This window comes from Pseudomonas sp. LBUM1671 (genome assembly GCF_059695685.1).
Map to the genome: position 1 here is coordinate 6,269,599 of NZ_CP166782.1, position 21,727 is coordinate 6,291,325.

The following is a 21,727-nucleotide window of genomic DNA, read 5'->3' on the forward strand; positions in this document are numbered from 1 at the left end:
CGATTTAATAGCCGTTTTCTATGATTCGCGGCGCTGTAACCAACCGTCATGAATCCACTGTTTCAGCCATGTAACAGCTTGAAGTGGTGCACCCTCACCATAGATGACTGCTAATTCGGAACACAGTTCAGCAAAACTCCAGCCGTGCTGAAACATACCTTTTAGAGCGGTTGCCTCGGCAGATTCGAGACTCCGGTAATGACAAACCAATTCGCTGCGCCAGATGACGACAACCTGGTGCGCCTCCAATCCTGTGCTCCCTGGAAACGCGGTTTCATCCTTCACTGCTCGCCACAGTGCGACGCTGTTGAAAGCACATTCCAACCACTGCACGGTGGTACCGGGACAGACTCGCAGCATCGGCCAGTCTTGCGGTGGCAAAGTGGCCATGTCCTGCATCGTCAGCGGTCGGGAATCAGGTGCGTCAAACGCCAGGGTGAAAGCCCATTCAAGCGCGGCTAACTCGGCAAGCGCAGCACTTTGTTCAGGTACCAGGTGCTGACGGATGAACATTTCAAAACCTTTACCGAGCCACCTCAAACTGAAATGTGTTGAGGGTGACTGGCGAATGTAAGCCGCGGCGAGCTGTGCGAATTCATCGTCGCCCAACCAATGCCAGATGGCCGGATAGTCCCCACGCAACACTTCCTGAAGCCGCGCCTGATAGGCGTTGTGATAGATCGCCAAACCAGTATTTACATCGAGTGTCGGGCCGCCGATCAGGCTTGCTCCCAGCTTGGGATCGGCTATTGCCCGCTCCCCTGACAGGTAATCCTCAAAGGCCAGTTGCCAATCGTTCAGACGCATTTCAGTCTCCGGGCCAGCACGCTATCGCCTAGCTCCCGGACCTTTTGCAATTCAGTCAGCAGCTCTGCAAAAGGCGGGAGGTGATCATCGCGTTCCAGAAGCGTGGCGACCGGGCCGAGGTGTTCGAGGGTTTTTTGATAGAGCGTCCAGACCGAATCACTCACGGGCTGATCATGGGTGTCGATCACGTAATGTCCGTAATCGCTGTGCCCTGCCAGGTGCAGTTGGCGAATCTTGTTCGCCGGCAAACCTTGGATGAACGTCCACGGATCGAAGCCGTGATTGCGCGAACTCACATAGACATTGTTCACGTCCAGCAACAGCTCGCAGTCGCTCAGTCGGCTGAGGGCTTCAAGAAACTCCCACTCGCTGAAATCGTCGCCAGCGCTACGCACATAACTGGAGACATTCTCCAGCACCAACGGCCGCTGCAAAACGTCCTGAACCTGTCGCACTCGGCCCGCCACGTAATGAAGGCTTTCCTCGGTGTAAGGCAACGGCAACAGATCATGAAGCTGATGAGCGTTGCCGCGGCTCCAGCACAGGTGATCGGAGATCCACGCGGGTCTCACTCGCTCAGCCAATAATTTGAGTTGATTCAGATAGTCTGGATCGAGGGCGTGAGGTCCGCCGATGGACAACGACACGCCATGCATCACCACCGGATAACGCTCGGCAATGGCGTCGAGGTAGTACAAAGCTTTGCCGCCCTGAACCATGAAGTTTTCGGAGACGACTTCGAACCAGTCAACGGGGGGCGACTGCTCGAGAATCTGTTGGTAGTAAGCACTGCGCAAACCCAGGCCGTAGCCCAGGCAAGGAAGGGATGCAGACATTTTGCGGACTCCTCGCAAAGTGGCCGCAGTGGCGCAAACCACTGCGGCGGCATGCAGTAGTCGATTACTCGCCGACCTTGCCACCTGCTTTCACACACTCGGTCTGAGTCATTGCCTTGAAGCCGTGACCTTTGCAAACACCCTGGCCCTTGCAGGCATTTTCAGCAGTCTTGCAATCGTTCATGCCTTTGCAAGAAGTCACGCCGTAGCAATGAACCTGAGCAGTGTCCGCGGCTTGGGCCTGAGTGGCGACACCGGCAAACAGGGTGGCAGCAGCGAAGGCGAGAGCAGCACCGGCGGTGGCGTTTTTGAAGTTCATTTTTATATCCTCGGTAATCGTCAGTGGTGTCGGCTGGACGGCTTGTCCAGTCCCGACACAGCACTAGAGCGCAGTGCCCCCAACGGCGTTACAGAGGGAGTAAAAAAGAGTTTCGCGCCCCTTAAAGCTCGTCCTTCAACTTGAGCAATGGCTCCTGAAAGCGCAGCAACCGTCCAGCGTTACCGAGTACCAGCAACGTGCTGAGGTTATGCAGCAACGCTGCGATCATTGCCCCCGCTGCACCGAGCCAGCCGAACGCGGCGAAGGCAACAATCGCCAGGGTCCAGCCCAGCCCGATGATCACGTTGACCTGCAAGGTCTGCCGACATTGGCGACTCAACCGCACACAGGTGCCGAGGCGACGCAGGTCGCTGCCGATCAGCACGATGTCCGCCGACGCCAGCGCGATGTCCGCACCACCCGCGCCCATGGCCACACCCACGACGCCGGCCTTGAGTGCCAATGAATCGTTGATGCCATCCCCCACCACCATCGGCCGGAAACCGTTGCCGATCTCCGCCAGCACGCGATTAAGTTTGTCCTCGGGCAAGGCCTGCGCTTCAACGTCGCTGATGCCGACATCGCGCGCCAGCGTGTGCGCCACGCTGTGCCGGTCACCGGTGAGCAGCAACTGACGGCCCAACCCCAGTTCACGTAATTCGCTCAAGGCAAATCGCGCCTCAGGTTTGACGCTGTCGGCCAGCAACAGCCAGGCAAGGAATTCACCGTTGAGTGCCAGCCCGGCAATCGGGCCATCGTGTTCGGGAACGACTGAAGTGGCGATGCCCAGTTGCGCGAACAACTCCGGGCGACCGAGCGCCGCCTCGCCTTGCTCCGTCATCGCGACGACGCCCAGACCTTGGCGCTCGTGGATGTCCGAGAGCAGCAGAAAATGTTCCTGAGTGACCAACCCGGCGAGCGCACGGCTGACCGGATGACTGCTGGCCGAGCCGAGGCTGGCGGCGAGTTTCAGCACGTGACTGCGGTCCGCCAACGGGCTGTCGATGGACTGCAAGCGCAAGGTGCCAAAGGTCAGGGTTCCCGTTTTGTCGACCACCAGCGACGTCAGGTCCGCCAACTCTTCCAGAAACGCCGAACTACGGATCAGAATCCCGTGCCGCGCCGCCACCGCCACGCCGGCAATTGCCGTGGCCGGTGCCGACAAAACCAACGCGCAAGGACACGCCGCCACCAACACCGCGAGCATCGCCTGGGCATCGTTGGTGACAAACCAGGTCACCGCGGCCAATAGCAACACCAACACCATGTAGCTGCCGGCGTAACGTTCGAGCAAACGGGTGATCGGCGGCTTCGAACGCTCCGCGCTTTGCATGAGGGCGATGACTTTACCGAGGGTCGATTCGCTGCCCGTGCGCGTCACTTCGAGGCGCAGCAGACCGTCGAGGTTGATCGCCCCGCCAAAAACCTGCATGCCGACGCCCGCCTCGACCGGCACCGACTCACCGGTGATCGATGCCGTGTCGAGGCTCGCCTGACCGGACAACACCCGACCATCGGCCGGCACCCGGTCACCGGCCCGCACCTCGACAATGTCGCCGGATTTAAGTGTGCCGTTGTCGACCTCGACGATGGCACCGTCCCCCTGAACCTTGCGTGCGTGACTGCGGGTCAGTTTGCCGAGCGCACGAATCGCTTCCTGGGAACCGATCACACTGCGCTCTTCCAGTACGTGGCCGAAGATCATGATGATCGGCAACAACGCGGCGGTCAGCAGATCACCCGTGGCCCAGGCGCCGAGCATGGCGAGGGCGATCAACTGATCGGTGATTCCGTGCAGGCTCGGATAACGCAAGCTGTACCACGCCGATCGCATCACCGGCACAGCCACCAGTAAGGAAGCAAAACCCAACAGCAATTGACTGACGCCGATCTGTTCCGGCGACAGCCAGCGCCAGACCAAACCGAGGCTGAGCAAGCCAAGGGCGAGCATGGCCAGGGTCAATTGGCGTGCAGCGCTGCGTTGTTCAGCCGAGGACAACAGGCTCGGTGCGGCGGCAGTTTCGGCGGTCATTGTGCGGCTCCCTGAATGATCAGGCGGGTATCGTCTTTCGGGTTGACCGTCGTCACCGAGCCGGCCTGGCCGAGAATCTTCGGCATTCGCTCGCGGTAGATACGCAGCAACATTTGCGGGTCGGTGCCCTGCTGTTGCGCCTTGGCCAGGCTCAACACCGTGGCCGTATCGGCCGAGGCTTTGGCCAGTCGTTCGCTCGCCTGGGCGTGGGCGACTTGCAGTGTTCGATCGCCTTGTTCATTGGCGGTCTGGGTCAACTTCTCGGCCTCGGTGCGCGCATTGGCGACGGCTTTATCCGCTTGCTGGCTGGCGGTCAGCACCGCATTGAACGCATTCACTGCTGGGCCGGGCAGACTTGATTGCACGTCGACTCGCGTCACTTCGATACCCAGTCCCTGCCCTGTCGCGGTCAGCTCGGCCAGTCGTTGATTGATGCCCTGCACCAAATCACCGCGCAGGCGTTCGCGGCGTTCGGCCGCCTGATTGTCGGAGCCGATCAGCTCCGGTCGTGCCACCAGAATGGTGTCGAGGTCGCGTGCGGCGGTGAGTGCAACGGCACTGCGAGTGACCAGTCGATCGAGTGCCGGCAGCACATGTTCACCTTGAAGCACGAAGGCATAAGGTTCGGTGATCTTGTAGAAAACCCGCACATCCAGTTGAACCACGCCCGCGTCACCGGTCAGCAAATAGCCCGAGCCAGCAAGCGCATCGCTCAGCGGAGTCGCGAAAGACGCTAGTCGGTCGGCCTGCAATGCAGCATCGCTGCGAAGCAGATTTTCTACCCGACGCTCGATCACCCGATCGGCTGCCGGCAACAAAATCACTTGCTCGAAGGGACGCGGCCACGCCAACAGCAACCCGGCATTCTGGATGCGATCCAGCGCGCCGAAGTGCAGGACCACAGCGCGATTCTGTGGATCGATCTGCCGCACATTGGAGAATGCCCAAGCTAGCGCGGCGAGAATTGTCACGCCGTATAGAGCCAGAAAAGCCAACCGCCCGGCCTGAATCCAGGGGCTACTTAACTCAAGTGTTCCACGTGGAACTAAATTCATGGCTGCGCCCCGGACTTGTTATCGAGGGTCGGCGGACCGTCAACCAACACCCGGAAAGGCGCGGCATCGGTGCGCAAAATCAGTTTGGTGCCTGGGGTGACGATCGTGCCCAAGGTGTCAAGGGAGCGCAGCAAGTTGTAAAGCTGCGGCGAACCGGCGTAGGCACGACCATAAATCTGCGCCGCTTCGACCCGTGATTGGGCTTCAATATCAGCCGCTTTGACCGTTGCATCGGCTTGCACGATGCGCGCATCACGCTCGGCAGCCGACCGGATTTGCGCGGCCTCTCGTTTGCCGATGGCGGTGCGTTCAGTGGCAATTGTTTCACGCTCGGCACGCATGCGATCGACGGTGGCGGTTAGCGTTACCGACGGCAGAGTCAAACGCTCGATGCCCACTTGCAGCACCCGGACGCCATACGTGGTCAGCAACTGTTGGTCGATCTGTTTACGCAGCTGCGCTTCGAAATCGGCAATGTGCACTTGATTGGCGTCGGTGTTCACCAGGTTGGCCAGATCAAAACTGCTCGCGGTGGTTTCCAGCGCAGAACCGACAAACGTACGAATCTGCCGCGCCGCTTCGTCCGGCTGATTCTGCACGGCGCGCATAAAGCGCTGCACGTTGTCTGGATCACCCTGCACCTGCCACGCCACGTACGCTTGAACAATGATGCGCAAACCGTCGCGCGTGCCCACATCCTGCAAGCCGCTGGAGGTGGTGCGCAGCCGCAAGTCGACAGGAATCGCCGCTTCAAACGGGGCCGGCCAGCGCCAGCCAAGGCCCGGCTCCAGCAACACCCGCGACGGATTGCCGAAGCGAGTGATCACCGTGGCTTCTCCCGAGCGAACCTGCACCAGACTCGCTGCCGCGATGGCGAATGCTACGAGCAACGCGGCCCAGCCCATGCGCCGCCACGGGAATGGACCGGCTTCCTGTGGATCACCGTGATGGTGGTGACCGTGGTGATGTCCGCCATGGCCGTGATCGTGGCCGGCGTGGTCGTCATGATCGTGAGTGTGCGACTGGCTCAATGGGCAGCTCCTGGCTGAGCGCTGGTGCGCGGCGACGCAGGATCGGCCGGCAGCGTGAAGGTTCGTAAGTCGATGGTCGGTGCATTGCCGCTGCCGCCGAGACGATGATCGAGCACCAGCAATTTGGCGTTGGCCAGGCCTTGGGTCAGTTGGCTGAGATACTGCTCCAACACGAACGCCTGGCCGGCGCTGGCATAAGCCTTTTGCTCGGCCGTGAATTTCAGATCAGCCGCCTGGGCGGTGGAATTGATTTCACGCGCACTGGCAGTCGCTTGATCGCGAGCGATGCTGGCCTGCAATTGCGCCTGATTGGTCGCCTCGGCTGCCGCGCCGCGTTCACGGGAGATCAACGCCTGGGCACCAATCTGCGCTGCTTGAACACCGTGATAAGCATTGGCCGCACCGGCCGGCGGATGGATCGCCTCCACCACCGTCGCGAGAATTTCCACGCCGCTGTCAAGTTTCTGCAGATCAGATTGCACGGCGCGACCGATCTCTTCGGCCAGCCCTACCCTGTCTTCGCCGAGCAAACCATCGAGGGTTCGCGAGGCAAAGTCGTGAACCAGAATCCGGCTGGCGGTGCTGCGAATCAACGTCGGTACATCGGCGCTGTTGTACGTCGCGGCCAGCGCCGCTTGATCGGTCAGACCGATGCGATAGACAAAACGCACGTCCATGTTGACGATTTGAAAGCTCTGCTTGTCGGCACGGCTGCTGGCGATGACCTGGGATTTATCGTTCACATGACTGGCGTCCCACAAGCGATTGGCTATCGCCGGCGCCGGGCCTTCCGCCGGCTCCAGGACGACTGGCGCCGACGTTTCGCCAACGCTCGTTGCCAACTCATGAACCACGCCGTTTTCAACATTCAGCACCCGACCCAATGGCCACGGCAGACCAGCGTGCAAACCTGGACCGAACACTTCCACCGGTTTGCCGAAACGTTCGTAGATGCCCCGCCCTTGCAGCGGTATTTCGTGAACGCCGGTGAGCGACCATCCGACAATCGCCACCACCGTCATCACCGGCAAAAACGCCCGACGCATGTAGGTGAAGGCCCAGATCTGCCGCAGGTCGATACCGAAGCGGTTATGCAATTCGTGCTGCAACGCCAGCAACGGTTGTGGTGGCCAGCGCAGCATGTCGGCGACAAAACTACGCGCCAGCAATGTCGGTTCAAGTTGTTCACGGCGAGGACTGAACAGCGACAGCACGGCGCGCAGCAGCAACTCGAATGCGACCAGTCCTGGCAGCAAGCCGATCAATACGGCGAGGCGTACCGGCCAGACCGAGGTTTCGCTACCGAACAACAAACACAACGCGCTGAGTACCAGGCAAATGATCGCCACCCGGCTCAGTTGCGCCAACGGCCCCGCTTCCGGCCATTGGGCGATGTTTTCCTGGGCGAGCTGACGCTCAAGCACCAGCAAACCGAAGGCCAGCAACAACGACAGCGCGGCGCCAACACTCGCCGATAAACCCAATGCAGCGGGCGGCAGCGCGAGGTTCCAGAACTGACTGATGCTGAAGATCGTTAACAGCGCCCAACCGGCGAGCCAGAGGGTTGGTGCGCCGATCTGCCCGAGCATGCGCACCCAGCGCTGGCTGAGTCGCTCCAGCAGCCGTTCATACCAGCCTTCAGGAGCAACGGTTTCTTCCGTTACCACTACCGGCAGCGTCGGGCTCATCGCTTGTGCGCGCCACTGAGTCACCCACCACGCCGATTGCAGTCCCGCAATCAGCACCAGCAAACCGGCACTTTGACTTACCAGCAACGGGGCCCACAACGACAGCGGCGCAAACAACCCGACGAAAAACGCCAACAATAGACCGACCGCCGCCAAGGCACTCAGGCCGATGGCGAACTGACGTAATCGCCGCCCTTGAAAGACCGCCTGCTGAAAGCGCGGCAGCCCGGCTACCTGCGTTCCATCGACTTCGAGATCGACTTGCATACCACCCCAGTGCTTATCATTAGCTGTATCGCAATTCGTTACGATATAACGAAAGTGGTGAAATTTTTGTACTAATTCGCTCTATCTAAAGATGCCCAACCTGTCGCCTTGCTGAAGCCTTGACCGAAATAGTCACAAACGCACATATTACGTCCGTAATTTTAATCAAAGACTACGGTTATCCAGCCCATTCCCCTTTCAGTCCAGGAGTACATCCATGAGCACTTATGACGTCGTGATACTGGGCGGTGGCCCGGGCGGTTACAACGCAGCGATCCGCGCAGGTCAGCTGGGCCTGAAAGCGGCGTGCGTGGAAGGCCGGGCGACGCTCGGCGGCACCTGCCTCAACGTCGGTTGCATGCCGTCCAAGGCGCTCTTGCATGCCTCGGAACTCTACGACGCGGCCATGGGAACAGAATTCGCCAACCTGGGGATCGAGGTCAAACCCACCCTTAACCTCGCCCAGATGATGAAGCAGAAAGATGAAAGCGTGACCGGGCTGACCAAGGGCATCGAGTTTCTGTTTCGCAAAAACAAAGTCGACTGGATCAAAGGCTGGGGCCATATCGACGGGCCGGGCAAAGTGACGGTGACCGACAGCCAGGGCGCCAAGACCGAACTGAACGCCAAGGACATCATCATTGCCACCGGCTCCGAGCCCACTCCCCTGCCCGGCGTCGAGATCGATAACAAGCGCATCCTCGACTCCACCGGCGCGCTGTCACTGGCTGAAGTGCCGAAGCACTTGGTGGTGATTGGTGCCGGCGTGATCGGCCTGGAACTGGGCTCGGTGTGGCGACGCCTGGGCGCTCAAGTGACGGTGGTCGAATTTCTCGACCGCATCTGCCCCGGTGTGGACGCAGAAGCAGGCAAAACCCTGCAGCGTTCATTAAGTAAACAGGGCATCAGCTTCAAGTTGAGCTCGAAAGTGACCAGCGCCACCACCTCGGCAAACGGCGTTCAGCTCAGCGTGGAGCCGGCGGCGGGCGGCACCGCCGAGCTGCTCGAAGCCGATTACGTGTTGGTGTCCATCGGTCGCCGTCCTTTTACCCAAGGCCTGGGGTTGGAAAACGCCGGCCTCACCACCGACAAGCGCGGCATGCTCGCCAACAAGGGACACCGCACCGAAGCTGCGGGCGTGTGGGTGATCGGCGATGTCACGTCCGGGCCGATGCTCGCCCACAAGGCCGAAGATGAAGCCATGGCCTGCATCGAGCAGATCGTCGGCAAGGCGGGAGAGGTCAACTACGACCTGATCCCCAACGTCATTTACACCAAGCCTGAGTTGGCCAGCGTCGGCAAGACGGAAGAGCAGCTCAAGGCTGAAGGCCGCGCGTACAAGGTCGGTAAATTCCCTTTCACCGCCAACAGCCGGGCGAAGATCAACCACGAGACCGAAGGCTTCGCCAAAGTGCTAGCCGATGAACGCACCGACGAGATTCTCGGCGTGCACCTTGTAGGACCGAGTGTCAGTGAAATGATTGGTGAGTATTGCGTGGCCATGGAGTTCAGCGCTTCGGCTGAGGACATTGCGTTGACTTGCCACCCGCATCCGACACGGTCCGAGGCGTTGCGTCAGGCGGCGATGAATGTCGAGGGGATGGCGACGCAGATGTAAGCCAGCCTGCCAGATTGATGCCGGCCGTCAGGCCGCCTTCGCGAGCAAGCCCGCTCCCACACTGGTTTTGTGAACGCCACAAATCCCCTGTGGGAGTGGGCTTGCTCGCGAAGGGGTCGACTCGGTCTAAAGCGGCAAATGCCCCAACGGCAACGCCCCCGGCGTCTTCACCGTGTGAATCGCAAAGTTGCTGCGGATATCACTCACACCCGGCAATTTCAGCAATCGCTCCGTGAGAAAGCGGTCATACCCGCGCAAATCCGGCACCACCACTTGCAGCAGAAAGTCCGATTCCCCTGACACCAGAAACGCCGAAATCACCTCGGGCAGTGCCGTCACGGCCAAGCGAAAGGCGTCGGCCTGTTCATCGTTGTGGCGCTCAACCTTGACCCCGACAAACACCGTCAATCCAAGCCCCACCTCATCACGATCAAGATTGGCCTGATAGCCGCGAATCACGCCCGCCTCCTCCAGCATCCGCACCCGGCGCAAACACGGCGACGCGGACAAACCGATCTCGTCGGCCAGTTGCACATTGCTCAGGCGCCCGTCCCGTTGCAGGGCTGCGAGAATTTTGCGGTCGTAGGCGTCCAGTTTCATGGTTTGGCAGATCCTGATGGTTTGATCGTCACGAAGTGGCAGGTTATGCCAATTATCGATCCATTAGAAGCTGACTACGCAAGCACCTGCCCCACTCTTGCGCCCTAGACTGGCGCTACCAAATCGACAACGAATGGGGTGCAAAGTGGAAGGACTCTGGCTGTTTTTCATGGCATTGGCGGTGGTGTATCTGTTGCCTGGCCCGGACATGATTCTGCTGCTGCAAACCGGTGCCCGTCAGGGCAAAGGCGCGGCATTGGCGACGGCGGTGGGTCTGGGCATTGCTCGCGGCTGCCACGTGGCGTTGGCTGCGCTGGGGCTGGCGGCGCTGTTCAAGGCTGCGCCGTGGACCTTCGACGTGGTGCGTCTGGCGGGTGCCGCGTACCTGCTATGGATCGGCATTCAGTGCCTGCGAACCACGATGTTGCCGAACCTGAATGGCGCAGCCACAACCGGTGAAAAATCGTCCTGGCGCGCATCGATCCAGCGCGGCTTGCTGACCAACCTGCTCAACCCCAAGGCGCTGCTGTTCTGCTCGGTGCTGTTGCCGCAGTTCATCAACCCTCACGCAGGACCCGTGCTCGCGCAATTTGCGGTATTGGGCGTGCTGCTGGTCGGCGTCGGTTTGCTGTTCGACAGCGCCTACGCCTTGACCGGCGCCGCACTGGGTCGCTGGCTGCAACGCAGTCCCTCGGCCCAGCGCCTGCAACAGTGGTTGTTTGGCAGTCTGTTGATCGGCTTCGCCCTGCGGCTGACCTTTGTTCAACAGGCCTGAACCTTACTGCGCCTTACGACGGCGACGGCGGTTGAGCAACAACAGCGCCGCAGTCACCGCGATAACACCACCGATCTGCAACGGCCACTTGTACGGCCGCAGCACCGAACGCGTGGCGTCAGTCACCTGGGTGACATAACGTTTGCTGGCATTTTCGAAGTCGGGATACGGGCACTGGTGGCCGAAATCCACCGCCCACTCCACGTACGGCCCTTCCTTGACATAGCGCTGGTACAGCGCGCTTTGGTCTTCAAGGCTGCTGTTCCAGCCCGCCGCTGAACACAACACCGCCGCAAAGGCCTGGCTGGTGTGAGGCAGGTTATCGGCGGCGCGGTTGGCCAAGGCCGTTGCGACGAATCGATAGTGGTAGCGTTCGTCGGGCTTCGCGGCACTGGCTTGCTGGCGCTGGACTTCACCCTCGGCCACCAATGGGCCAACCTTCAGCTCAGCCGTCTCCAGGCTGTAATTGCCGCCAAACGTGGCGTAGTCCGGGGCCATTTCATAACCGAGAATGTCCATGCCCCACTCGCGTGCCGTCCAGGCTGCGTTGAACAGAGCAGACGCACGCTTGGTCGGCCACCACGCCGCATCGGCGAGCTGCCGCTGTTGCGCATACAAACGGGCTTTTTTCTGTAGATCCGGGTTATCGAAGTAGACCAGCGCCTCGTCGTAGCGCTCTTCACGCAGCAAGCGACGCCCGAGCAGATTGCGCAGTTGCGCCGCCACCGGCAACGGCACGTAGTTGTCACGATCCTGCTGGCTGAGCGCTGGCGGCGCCGGCACCTGGGTGTCGACGTAATGCTTGAGTTCATCGACCGTCAATACGCGTTCGGCAACGGTCGCGGCGTCGAACCAATAGATGCTTTGGCTGCGATAAAGCTGATCGAACGCTTGCAGGTAATCGCCGCGTTGCAGCGCCAGGATCGCGCTTTCACCCTCGACCCGGCACTTGGGCTGCAGGCTTTCGAAATCGTAGTCGGGCGTACGTCGCTCGCCCCACGACTCGTTCTGCGGGAAAGCCTGGGCAGCCTTGGCATACGCCGCGGCGGCTGCGTTTTTGTCGCCGTCGCGCAGCGCCAGTTTCGCCCGCAGCCACCACGCCAGACCGCCGTCCCCGGCGTGTTCAAGGAACGCCTTGGCGCTGGTGTAATCGCCCTGCTGATAATTCATCGCCGCCAACCGATCAGCGTTGTCCAGACTGCCGCGCGTGCTGCTTTGCAGGAGTTTGATCAATTTCAGTTCGTTCGGCGGTTGATCACCGAATGACCAGCCCAGGCGACTGATCAACGACGCGGTCACCAGTTGCTGCACCGGTTTGCCCTTGAGCAACTCGGTCAACTGATCCTCAGGCATCGCAAGCAGGTCTGCCATCAACAGCTTCAGCGAGGTGTAACCCACCGCCGAACCATGACGATTTTGCGTGGCGTACAGGTTGATGGCGCGGTTCCAGTCGCCGGCGGTGCGCGCCACGCGGGCTTGTTCGCCGAGGCTGGCGACACCCAGCTCGAGCGGATCGTTGAAACCCTCGACGCTCAGCTGAAGGGTCTGTTCGAACGCTTTTTGCGCTTGTGCCAACAGGTCGGGGGCCGCGCCCGCTTCGGCGCTCATGGCAAACAGCGCCCGACCCAGCGAATACGCGGCCCAAGTGCTGCGCAATGCGCGTTGATCCACCGGCAGCGCCAGCACGTTCTGGAAGTACTCGGCGGCCAGTGCGTGATCACCGGCGTTGAACGCCACAGCACCCGCCAGATAGAACCGAAGCTCGGCCGGCAGGCTCGCGCCGTCGGTTTCGACTTGATGGGCATCGGTCAGCGCGCGCAGTTGTTTGACCAGGGCTTGCTGCTGCTCCGTCAAACCGGCCTGCTCGGCCTTGTCCCGCTGCTCTGCGTAGTCAGTCGCCTCCATGCTGTAAGGGGACGCCGCAACGTTCTTGAGCCCAGCGATCATGTGCCCGAGGCGATTGATCTCGAACTGGAAGTGGCCTTCCGGCAGCTCAGCCAGCGATTGGGCGCGGTTGTCCAGCAAGCGCATCGGGAAGTCCGGCCCGCAGGCCAACGCCGAACCCAGCGGCAAGCTGAGGCTCAGGCAAAGCACATGGCGGGGCCAGTTACGGGTGAACATTCGAACCTCCTTGATCAATGTGTGCGCAGCGTGCCCAACCGATGGCGCGCTGCTCGCCGGCCGGTATCCGGCCGTCGCGCAGGCGGGTGAAGGTAAGCAGATCCGGGCTTTGTTGCAATGTATAACCGGCCAGCGCATCGGCACCGTCGCAACCGCGAACCGCCAGCGTTACGCGTTCGGGCCAGGCGTTGTCGAGGTTGCCATGATTGCTGACGCTGATGTCATAGAGGTCGTCTTGCGCGATGAGTTTCAAACTCAAGCGACTGTCGAGGGAATCTCCGCGAGCTACGGCCCTCAGCGTGTTCAGGCTCCAGGCCCGACGATCACCCGCCAGCGGCAGACGAAACCAGATCAGGCCGGCCAGATGCTCCGGTGGATCGGCGCGTAGCTCGGTGGCGAGTGTGCTCAGCTGCACGGGGTCCGCCAGCAATTCCCTACGTTTGCCGGTGCGCTCGATGGGCACTTCGCTTTCAATGACCGGCGCACCACTGGCCCCCGGCAACAGAGCCACGCCATAGGCGGGCAGCGCGAGGTAAAAGGGTTTTGAGGTGATGCGGTTCCAGGCGTTGGCCCATTGCCTGGCTTGGTCCGGATCAAACAAACCACGACGCGGATCGCTCACCGCATGCACCTGCAAGACGCTGCTGTCGACAGTCGCCAAGAGTGCCGGCAATTCAGGGCTGTCGAGCCAGGCAGGCAATGCGGTGATGCTTAACGGTAAAGCGGCAGGTAAAACCGCGCGCAAGTGCGTGAGAAATTCGCGGTAAGCCGGTAGCCGGGCGCTACCGGCGTCGTGATCGATTTCCACGCCGGAAAGCGTCAGCCCCTGCCCTTGCCAGTCGCTGAGCACTTGCTGGATCTGCGCCGTGACGTCGTCCTGATCCAGCGCCGTGAGTTGGCCATCGAGGCGGATCACCGCAATAAGCGGCCGGCCATCACGCTTGAGCAACGCCGGATCGATCCGCGCCCGGCTCCAGCCCGCCTGGGGAAATGCCTGCAAGGCCAGCACCCGCAAGGTCGAAAAGTCAGCGCGACTGTCTTGCAGGGCGGCGTCGTGGGCTGACGTCCATTGCCGTTGCCAGACGTAGAGTTGCTGATCGAGCGGTGGCGCGTCTTGTTGCTCGCAACTGTTGAGTAGCATTACCGCGGCCAGCACTGCCGCCAGTCGAACAAAAAAATACATGAATCCCCTTTCTCTGTAGCAGCTACCGAGCAGCGCGCTGTGGCGAGGGGATTTATCCCCGTTGGGCTGCGAAGCAGCCCCCTGCATTCCTTCAGACGCACAGAGTTTGCAGGATTGACGGCTGCTTCGCAGCCGAACGGGGATAAATCCCCTCGCCACAAGGCAGCTGCTACAGAGAGTGCCTACACCAATGGCTTGCGGGCAATGATCACCTGACTTTTCGCCACGACCGCGTCCAGCGCTTGCTTGATCTGAGTCCCCCGGGGCGATGCCAGGATGGCCTGCCATGTGTCGGCCCAGTGGTTGAGCAGCGGGTGGTCGGGATTGCTGAAATCGACCTTGGCTTCCCAGAACAACAGCATCCACATCGACCAGTAAAACCCGTACTGGCTGTGGCTGAGCACTTCCAGGCCCGCGTCACTGACCATCGCCTTGAACTGCTCTTCGCTGATGATGCGAATGTGGTTGGGCTTCTGAAAATACTCGGGCGCCGCGATGTCTTTTTGCAGGTCTTCGGAGCTTGGGTGCGGGACGCTGAGCAAGTACAGCGCGCCCGGTTTGCCGACACGGACCAGTTCGGCGAGAAACTGCGCCGGATCGTCCACGTGTTCAATGACTTCGGTGGACACCACGCGGGTGGCCGTCGCATCGGCGATCGGCAGAGGATTGCAGTCGGTGACGTGGCATTCGACCTCGCGCGCCGGCGTGTCGCCCAGGCGCTGGCGGGTGGCTTCGACCTTGGCCGTGTCGATGTCGGCGATGATGATCTTCGCCCCGCGCATGCCGCAGAAATGCACGTTGCCGCCATCACCGCAGCCGACGTCCAGCAGCGTGTCCTCGGCGGTCACCGGGAACCCGGTGAACAGCTCGCCGGTTTGCTGATTGAACCAGCCGCTGAGCATCGCGTCGTGCAGGCCGAGCATGTATGGATCGACCTTCTCGACCTTGTCCACCACAGGCGCCACGGGAGCGGGCGTACCCGCCGTGAGTTTCTTCAAAAGGCTCAGCATGAGGTGGCTCCAGAGGTTTGGGCGGCTGTTCGGGACGTGCCCAGGCGTTTGACCAGCGAGGCGCCGCGGTTGCGCATGGGCATTTCGATAAAGCGGAAGTTGAGTTCGCTCAACAAGGCGATCAACCCGCCAGCAATCATCAGTGTCAGGATCGGATGGCCGCCGGGATTGGGCAGACCGGCACCCTGCAAGCGGAAGGTGAATTCGCGTACCAGCAGATAAGCCGGAATGTGGATCAGGTAGATCCCGTAGGAGCGACTGCCGACCCACGTCATCAGGTTCTTGAACGCGCCCCGTGGCAGGAGGTAATCGCGATTGTAGGAAGCAATCCACACCAGCACCGCGCACAACACGGCAATCGTGCCGATGCGGTAGTTGGTAAACGTGAAGCGATCCGTCGCCATGAAACTGAGCACCAGCGACAGCGCGATCAACGCCGTCAGACCGGCCCATGGACGGCGTAAAAACGTCGGCTCCCAGCGCAGATACGAAGGTTGTGCACTCCACATCGCCAGCAAGATACCGAGTGCCAGCGCATCGGTGCGAACCACCATCAGGATCGGCGTGCGCAACGTGAACAACTGCACCGCGACCAGCGCCAGCAAGGCCCAGACCAGGTGCTTGCGACAAAGCAGAATCAGCAGCGGAAACAGCAAATAAAACTGTTCCTCCAGCGACAGGCTCCAGTACACGAAACTGGTGCCGTACTCATAGTTATAGAAGCTGTCGGCGAAGCGGAAGTTGGCGTACTGCGCGACCCCGGCCAGGGTCGCTTGCAGGTTGGCGTGCAGCGTGCCGAACGCCCCGGAGCGATTGAGGAAAATACACGCCAGCAACATCAGCGCCAGCCACAACCACGCCGACGGCAACAATCGAAAGGCTCGGCGCAGCCAGAAGTTGCGCGTCTGCTGCCAGTATTCCTGGCGTGTGCTGCAACCCTGCAACGCAGGGATCAGGCTGCGTGCGATGACAAACCCGGAGATAGCGAAAAACAGATCCACGCCCCACCACGGCTGCCCCCACGCGGTGATGGCTTGCAACAGCGGCACCGGGGCCGCAAACAGGCTGTCTTGCAGGTGATGGAACAACACGCCGAGCACTGCAATGCCGCGCAACAATTCGATGTCCATGATCCGTCTGTCGTTACTCATGTCGTCCTCCTGGACGCTGCTCCGCTATATACCCGATGCAACGCTGCGCGGGTCATGCTTCGGGGGTATCCACGGCGACGCAGGTTTCAAGGAGCTGCGCGAAGAAGACTTTCAGCCGTTGCTCGGCAGTGGCCTGGCTGCAGAATTTTTCCAGGCTGGCCACCGAATGCGCGGACATCTGCGCGTAACGCCCGGCATCGTTTTTGGCGACGTCATAGCTGGCCCGATAAGCGCGGCACAACGACGCCCAGTTCGTCACGTACCTCAGGGTCCGGAACGCCCTGCGCGGGTCGTGAGGCCAGGCGGTCAGCTCGTCGGTGGAGTCGATCAGGAACGCATTGTCGGCATCCAGGTAATCGATCATCGCCGTGGTCCGTGGCGCCACGGCCGGTTTGCCGCAGGACATGAACTCCATCAACGGCAAGCACTGGCCTTCGCCGTAGGAGGTGTTGACCACGTAGCTGGTTGCCTGCACCAGCTGCTCGTAGTCCGCATCCGCGAGGTAGCCGTAAATCAGCACGATGCGGCAGCGGTAAGACTGGTTTTTGTACAAATGGTGAAGGATGTCGGTCAGCGCCGCTTCGGCGTCGTGGTGGGTCAGTTTGAGCACCAGCGTCGCGTCATCGACCTCGCGGAACGTCACGCAGAAGGCACTGAGCATGTCTTCCCAATTCTTGCGCCCGTCACCCGGGTTGAACACTGAGGTGTAGATCACGCCGTCGAGCACCAACTCGTGTTCACGGGGCGGCGCCTCGAAATCGATACCTTCACCTTCGCGTAAAGGCGCCGGCCCAAAGGCCCGCAAGTCGAGCGTGCGGCTGTCTGCCACCAGGCCTTTGATCTTCAGTCGCACCTGGCTGGCCAGTGGTTGACGCTGCAACTGGGCGCCACGCGCCGAGAATCGGTCCCACACCGGCGCCGGCACCGCGACGATCGGATAGTCGGCGCCCATCGCCTCGTGCACGGCGTTCACGGTGTAGCCGGAATGGGTAATCGCCGCGCCTGAAGCGCGCAAAACCGTGCGCCAGTCATTGCGCGGCTCACCGGCAAAGGGTTCGTTGGGAATGGTGCTGAATTCCCACGCAAACACCGGCAAGGTCGGACAGGCGAAGTGCATCGGCGTGCAATGCGGCGGCGAGAACGACAGGAATATGCAGTCTTCGCCACGGGACAGCGCGTCGAGGTACAAGGCATCGACTTCGGTCTGCGGATCCCTGACTTCTACCACGCGCCCCAGGCGTTCCAGCACCGGCCGGTACTCCTTGAGCACGAAGTAATAGCTGTACTCCGAACGGCCAAGGTTCTGGGCAATGGTGTGCTGGTTGGTTTCCGAATGAATGATGATCAGCATGAGGCGTTATCCGTCACAGCCGCTGCCGGCAAAACCTGCGGCGTCAGCCCGAAAAAATCCGCCAGGCGCTTCTGCACCGGGGCGAAGGCGCAGTAGTCGCGCATACGCTCGACCGCGTCGGCAGACATGCGCTGGTACGCCTGCGGTTGCTCCTTGGCCATCCGATAGCTGTTTTCGTAGGCGATTTTCAGCGACCCCCAGTCCGGTCGATAACGCAGGGTCCGGTAGATGATCCGGGTGTCCTGGGGCCAGATGGTCAGCTCTTCGCTGGACTTGACCACAAACGCCACACGCTCATCGATGTAATCCTCCATGGCGGTGTGGTTCGGGGCAATCACCGGTTTGCCGCTGGCCATGAACTCCATCAGCGGCAGGCATAAACCCTCGCAGCGCGAGGCGTTAACGTAATAACTGGCCGCTTCGTACAGCCGGGCATATTGCGGATCGTCCAGGTAGCCGTGCATCACCACCACCCGACAGGCGAACGGCGAAAGTTGCGCGAGCAAGGTCATCAGTTCGTCGTAATAGGACGACAGGTCGCTCTGGGTAATCTTCAGCACCAGCGTGGCGTCCTCCGTTTCGCGGAAGGCCCAGCAGAAGGCGGTGATCAATTGATGCCAGTTCTTGCGACCGTCCCGGGGGTTGAACACCGTGACGTACACCACGCCGTCGACGTGAGTCTCGACCTGGCCAGTGGTGTCCGGCCATTGACGCGGTTCAGGCTCATGCACGGCCATCGTCTGCGGGCCGGCGATGGCCGGCAAAACCCCGGCAAGCCGTTCATGGGCTGTATCTGAAAGAAGGTCGCGAACGCCTTCCCAATACCACTGGCTCAGAAAGTGCGTGCGATGCACCGGGACAGGCAAGGTTTTGCCCATGTCCCGACGCCACAGGTGCAGGTAATGGCGAGCAATGACGAAGCGGCGTTTCAAGGTCAGCGGCGGTGGCTTCGCGGCTTCCGCTTCAGCCTCTCGCGCGGCGATTTCTTCGGCCGTGGGCACGACCGGGATCAGTGCGTCAGCGCTGAGCCCGAGGGTACGGGTGTCGAAAATGCAGCCCTTGATCTCCAGAGTTGAACCGGCATTGACCGGGACGCTGGTGTGGTTGCTGCGAATCGTCGCGAAGTTCTCCCACAGTGGCGTGGGCAAAACCAGCACGGGGAAGTCTTCACCCATGGCTCGCCGAATCGCCCGGGCCGTGTGACTGGAAAGCGTAATGACCCGACCCTGGCGCGCGAGCATTTGCGTCCAGTCCTGGCGCGGGTCGTTGTCCCACTGCTCATCGGGAATGGAGTCGAACTCCCAGGCCACCACGCAGATCGTCGGGCACTCAAGGTCGTTCGGGGTTTTCTGCGGCGGCGTAAAGGACAGGAACAGGCTGTCTTCGCCGGCAGCCAACAGTTGTCGATAAAGAGGATCGACCTCGGCGGTGGAGGACACCACATGCACCCGCCCGAGGCTTTCGAGCACCGGGCGATACGCCTTTAGCACGAAGTAATAACTGTATTCGGGACGGCCGAGGCTCTGGCTGATGGAGCTGTCGTTGACGTCCGAGTAAAGAATGAAATTCATGGCATCCCACGATGAAACCGCCATCCCGGCAGCCTCACTCTATGACGGCAAAGCCACGGATCGACCCGGGGTTTGCCGGTCGTCGTCCATCGTCTTCTTGCCCGTCTACGTTCTTGTTTTAATGGTCAGTTTCGCGGGGTGTGAATACCACCCGGCCGAACCCTGGGTAATCGTGACGAGGGGCATTCTAAACACATCCGCTGAGGATTCGTGAACCGCCCGGCGAGAATAAATCAGGCTACGCTAACGAGAACTGACCGGTCACGGTGGGACCTGTTGAAATTGCCGCGTAATTGGCACAGATTGGCTACCAAACAACTACAACAAACGTTTCGCCTGTCTTTCGACCAAGGAATCCACCCGGTCTGTCAGACATCTCCATAGAGCCTGTGGGGAATGGACGAAATGCATGACCAAGGGGCTGCTGTTTGAAAAAGCGTCTGTTCGTTACGGGTCTCAGTGGATTCGTAGGACAACACATCCAATCTCGCCTGCAGGCCGGTGCCTCGGAATGGGAGCTTCTGCCTGTCGCCGCCCGTTACGATCTCGCTGAGCCCGGCACCCTCGACGGCCTCTGGCCCGAGATGCCCGACGCGGTCATTCACCTGGCTGGCCAGACCTTCGTTCCCGAAGCCTTCCGCGATCCGGCACGCACGCTGAATATCAACCTGCTCGGCACCCTGAACCTGCTTCAGGCACTCAAGGCCCGCGGCTTCAACGGGACCTTTCTGTACGTCAGCTCCGGCGACATCTACGGCCAGGTGATGGAATCAGACCTGCCGATTACCGAGCTCCAGCCACCCTGCCCGCGCAACCCCTATGCCGTGAGCAAACTGTCGGCCGAGTTCCTCAGCCTGCAATGGGGCCTGAGCGAAGGCTGGCCGGTACTGGTCGCCCGCCCGTTCAACCACATCGGCACCGGTCAGAAAGACAGCTTTGTCATCGCCAGCGCCGCGCGCCAGATCAACCGTATCAAACAAGGCCTGCAAGCCCCACAACTGGAAGTCGGTGACATTGATGTCACTCGCGATTTCCTTGATGTCGGCGATGTCGTGTCGGCCTATCTGGCGCTGCTGGAAAAGGGCACGCCGGGGCAGGTCTACAACATTTGCTCGGGGCGCGAGCAGAGCATCCGCAGTTTGATCGAACAGTTGGGGGACCTCGCCCAGGTCGACATGCAATTGATTCAGGATCCGGCGCGTCTTCGCCGCGCGGATCAGCGTCGCGTTTGCGGCAGCCATGCCAAGCTTGCCCAGACCACAGGATGGACGCCTGAAATCACAACACAACAATCCCTGCGGGCGATCCTGTCCGACTGGGAGAAGCGAGTACAAGAAGAATGACAAAAAGTGCATTGATCACAGGGATCACCGGTCAGGACGGCGCTTATCTGGCCAAACTGCTGCTCGACAAGGGTTATAAAGTTCACGGCCTGGTGGCACGGCGCAGCAGCGATGCGCGCTGGCGTCTGCGTGAGATGGGGGTCGAGGGCGACATCGTTTACCTGGACGGCGACATGGCCGATGCGTGCTCGGTGCAGCGTGCGGTGATCAAGTCCGCCCCGGACGAAATCTATAACCTGGCGGCGCAAAGCTTCGTCGCGGCCTCCTGGGATCAACCGGTCACCACCGGCATCGTCGACGGGCTGGGCGTGACTCATCTGCTCGAAGCGATCCGCCAGTTCAGCCCGCACACGCGTTTTTACCAAGCGTCGACCAGCGAAATGTTTGGCCTGATCCAGGCCGAGCAGCAGGACGAGAACACGCCGTTCTACCCGCGCAGCCCTTACGGCGTGGCCAAGCTGTACGGCCACTGGATCACCGTGAACTACCGCGAAAGCTTCAACCTGCACGCCAGCAGCGGGATCCTGTTCAACCACGAATCACCGCTACGCGGCATCGAGTTCGTGACCCGCAAAGTGACCGACGCCGCCGCCCGCATCAAGCAGGGAAAACAGCAGGAACTGAGCCTGGGCAACATCGACGCCAAACGCGACTGGGGGTTTGCCGGCGATTACGTCGAAGCCATGTGGCTGATGCTGCAACAGGACAAGCCTGACGACTTCGTGGTCGCCACCGGCGTCACCACCACCGTACGCGAGATGTGCCGCATCGCCTTCGACCACGTGGGGCTCAACTACCGCGACTTCGTCAAGATCGACCCGGCGTTCTTCCGCCCGGCCGAGGTCGAAGTGCTGCTCGGCAACCCGGCCAAAGCCCAGCGCGTACTGGGCTGGAAGCCAAAAACCGATCTGGATACCTTGATCCGCATGATGATGGATGCGGACATGAAACGCGTCGCCAAGGAGTAGG

The 21,727-nt window shown here is 61.0% G+C and carries 18 protein-coding genes; 4 read left to right on the forward strand and 14 right to left on the reverse strand.

The window, feature by feature from the left end; all coding sequences use genetic code 11:
• Positions 1-18: 18 nt before the first annotated feature.
• From ACA060_RS29005 to hflK (ACA060_RS29035), 7 genes are all read right to left on the reverse strand, one after another.
• A complete protein-coding gene (locus ACA060_RS29005; protein ID WP_109626893.1) occupies positions 19-807 on the reverse strand; it encodes an HvfC/BufC N-terminal domain-containing protein in 789 nt (262 codons plus the stop codon).
• Entirely contained in the window at positions 798-1,643 is an 846-nt protein-coding gene (gene bufB, locus ACA060_RS29010; protein WP_497314629.1) for an MNIO family bufferin maturase, read from the reverse strand. The genes ACA060_RS29005 and bufB overlap by 10 nt, the downstream gene beginning before the upstream one ends.
• Before the next feature lie 64 nt (positions 1,644-1,707).
• Positions 1,708-1,962 (reverse strand): BufA2 family periplasmic bufferin-type metallophore, encoded by a 255-nt coding sequence (gene bufA2, locus ACA060_RS29015; protein WP_109626897.1) that lies wholly within the window; start codon positions 1,960-1,962, stop codon positions 1,708-1,710.
• A gap of 121 nt (positions 1,963-2,083) precedes the next feature.
• A complete protein-coding gene (locus ACA060_RS29020; RefSeq protein WP_497314631.1) occupies positions 2,084-3,994 on the reverse strand; it encodes a cation-translocating P-type ATPase in 1,911 nt (636 codons plus the stop codon).
• Positions 3,991-5,049 carry a protease modulator HflK gene (hflK, locus tag ACA060_RS29025; RefSeq protein WP_497314633.1) on the reverse strand — a complete coding sequence of 353 codons (1,059 nt, stop codon included), beginning with the start codon at positions 5,047-5,049 and terminating at the stop codon, positions 3,991-3,993. The genes ACA060_RS29020 and hflK (ACA060_RS29025) overlap by 4 nt, the downstream gene beginning before the upstream one ends.
• Positions 5,046-6,080 carry a protease modulator HflC gene (gene hflC, locus ACA060_RS29030; protein WP_497314635.1) on the reverse strand — a complete coding sequence of 345 codons (1,035 nt, stop codon included), beginning with the start codon at positions 6,078-6,080 and terminating at the stop codon, positions 5,046-5,048. The genes hflK (ACA060_RS29025) and hflC overlap by 4 nt, the downstream gene beginning before the upstream one ends.
• The gene (hflK, locus tag ACA060_RS29035) at positions 6,077-8,035 is read right to left on the reverse strand and encodes a protease modulator HflK (protein WP_497314637.1); all 1,959 of its coding nucleotides are present in this window, start codon (positions 8,033-8,035) and stop codon (positions 6,077-6,079) included. Before hflK (ACA060_RS29035) ends, hflC begins: the two co-directional genes overlap by 4 nt.
• A 217-nt stretch (positions 8,036-8,252) precedes the next feature.
• On the opposite strand from hflK (ACA060_RS29035), the gene lpdA reads away from it, so the two are divergent.
• Positions 8,253-9,653, forward strand: a complete 1,401-nt coding sequence (gene lpdA, locus ACA060_RS29040) for a dihydrolipoyl dehydrogenase (RefSeq protein ID WP_497314639.1) — start codon at positions 8,253-8,255, stop codon at positions 9,651-9,653.
• Between the two features lie 126 nt (positions 9,654-9,779).
• On the opposite strand, the gene ACA060_RS29045 is transcribed toward lpdA, so the two are convergent.
• Positions 9,780-10,253 carry an Lrp/AsnC family transcriptional regulator gene (locus ACA060_RS29045; RefSeq protein WP_497314640.1) on the reverse strand — a complete coding sequence of 158 codons (474 nt, stop codon included), beginning with the start codon at positions 10,251-10,253 and terminating at the stop codon, positions 9,780-9,782.
• A gap of 145 nt (positions 10,254-10,398) precedes the next feature.
• Here ACA060_RS29045 and ACA060_RS29050 point away from each other — a divergent pair, with 145 nt between their 5' ends.
• The gene (locus tag ACA060_RS29050; protein ID WP_109635909.1) at positions 10,399-11,028 is read left to right on the forward strand and encodes a LysE family translocator; all 630 of its coding nucleotides are present in this window, start codon (positions 10,399-10,401) and stop codon (positions 11,026-11,028) included.
• Positions 11,029-11,031: 3 nt separating this feature from the next.
• Here the strand turns inward: ACA060_RS29050 and ACA060_RS29055 are convergent, their stop codons facing one another.
• The 6 genes from ACA060_RS29055 to ACA060_RS29080 all read right to left on the reverse strand — a co-directional run bounded on the left by ACA060_RS29055 (position 11,032) and on the right by ACA060_RS29080 (position 19,415).
• Complete coding sequence (locus ACA060_RS29055; protein ID WP_497314642.1) at positions 11,032-13,149, reverse strand: hypothetical protein; 2,118 nt, start codon at positions 13,147-13,149, stop codon at positions 11,032-11,034.
• A complete protein-coding gene (locus ACA060_RS29060; RefSeq protein WP_497314644.1) occupies positions 13,136-14,332 on the reverse strand; it encodes a DUF3142 domain-containing protein in 1,197 nt (398 codons plus the stop codon). Before ACA060_RS29060 ends, ACA060_RS29055 begins: the two co-directional genes overlap by 14 nt.
• 182 nt (positions 14,333-14,514) lie before the next feature.
• Positions 14,515-15,342 carry a class I SAM-dependent methyltransferase gene (locus tag ACA060_RS29065; protein ID WP_497314646.1) on the reverse strand — a complete coding sequence of 276 codons (828 nt, stop codon included), beginning with the start codon at positions 15,340-15,342 and terminating at the stop codon, positions 14,515-14,517.
• Complete coding sequence (locus tag ACA060_RS29070) at positions 15,336-16,493, reverse strand: acyltransferase family protein (protein ID WP_497314648.1); 1,158 nt, start codon at positions 16,491-16,493, stop codon at positions 15,336-15,338. Before ACA060_RS29070 ends, ACA060_RS29065 begins: the two co-directional genes overlap by 7 nt.
• Before the next feature lie 52 nt (positions 16,494-16,545).
• Positions 16,546-17,844 carry a glycosyltransferase gene (locus ACA060_RS29075; protein WP_497314650.1) on the reverse strand — a complete coding sequence of 433 codons (1,299 nt, stop codon included), beginning with the start codon at positions 17,842-17,844 and terminating at the stop codon, positions 16,546-16,548.
• Positions 17,838-19,415, reverse strand: coding sequence for a glycosyltransferase (locus ACA060_RS29080; protein WP_497314652.1), 1,578 nt, complete (start codon positions 19,413-19,415; stop codon positions 17,838-17,840). Before ACA060_RS29080 ends, ACA060_RS29075 begins: the two co-directional genes overlap by 7 nt.
• Before the next feature lie 428 nt (positions 19,416-19,843).
• Here ACA060_RS29080 and ACA060_RS29085 point away from each other — a divergent pair, with 428 nt between their 5' ends.
• Together ACA060_RS29085 and gmd are read left to right on the forward strand one after the other, a co-directional pair.
• Positions 19,844-20,758 carry a GDP-mannose 4,6-dehydratase gene (locus ACA060_RS29085; RefSeq protein WP_497314654.1) on the forward strand — a complete coding sequence of 305 codons (915 nt, stop codon included), beginning with the start codon at positions 19,844-19,846 and terminating at the stop codon, positions 20,756-20,758.
• Complete coding sequence (gene gmd / locus ACA060_RS29090) at positions 20,755-21,726, forward strand: GDP-mannose 4,6-dehydratase (RefSeq protein WP_109626923.1); 972 nt, start codon at positions 20,755-20,757, stop codon at positions 21,724-21,726. The genes ACA060_RS29085 and gmd overlap by 4 nt, the downstream gene beginning before the upstream one ends.
• Position 21,727 lies beyond the last annotated feature (1 nt).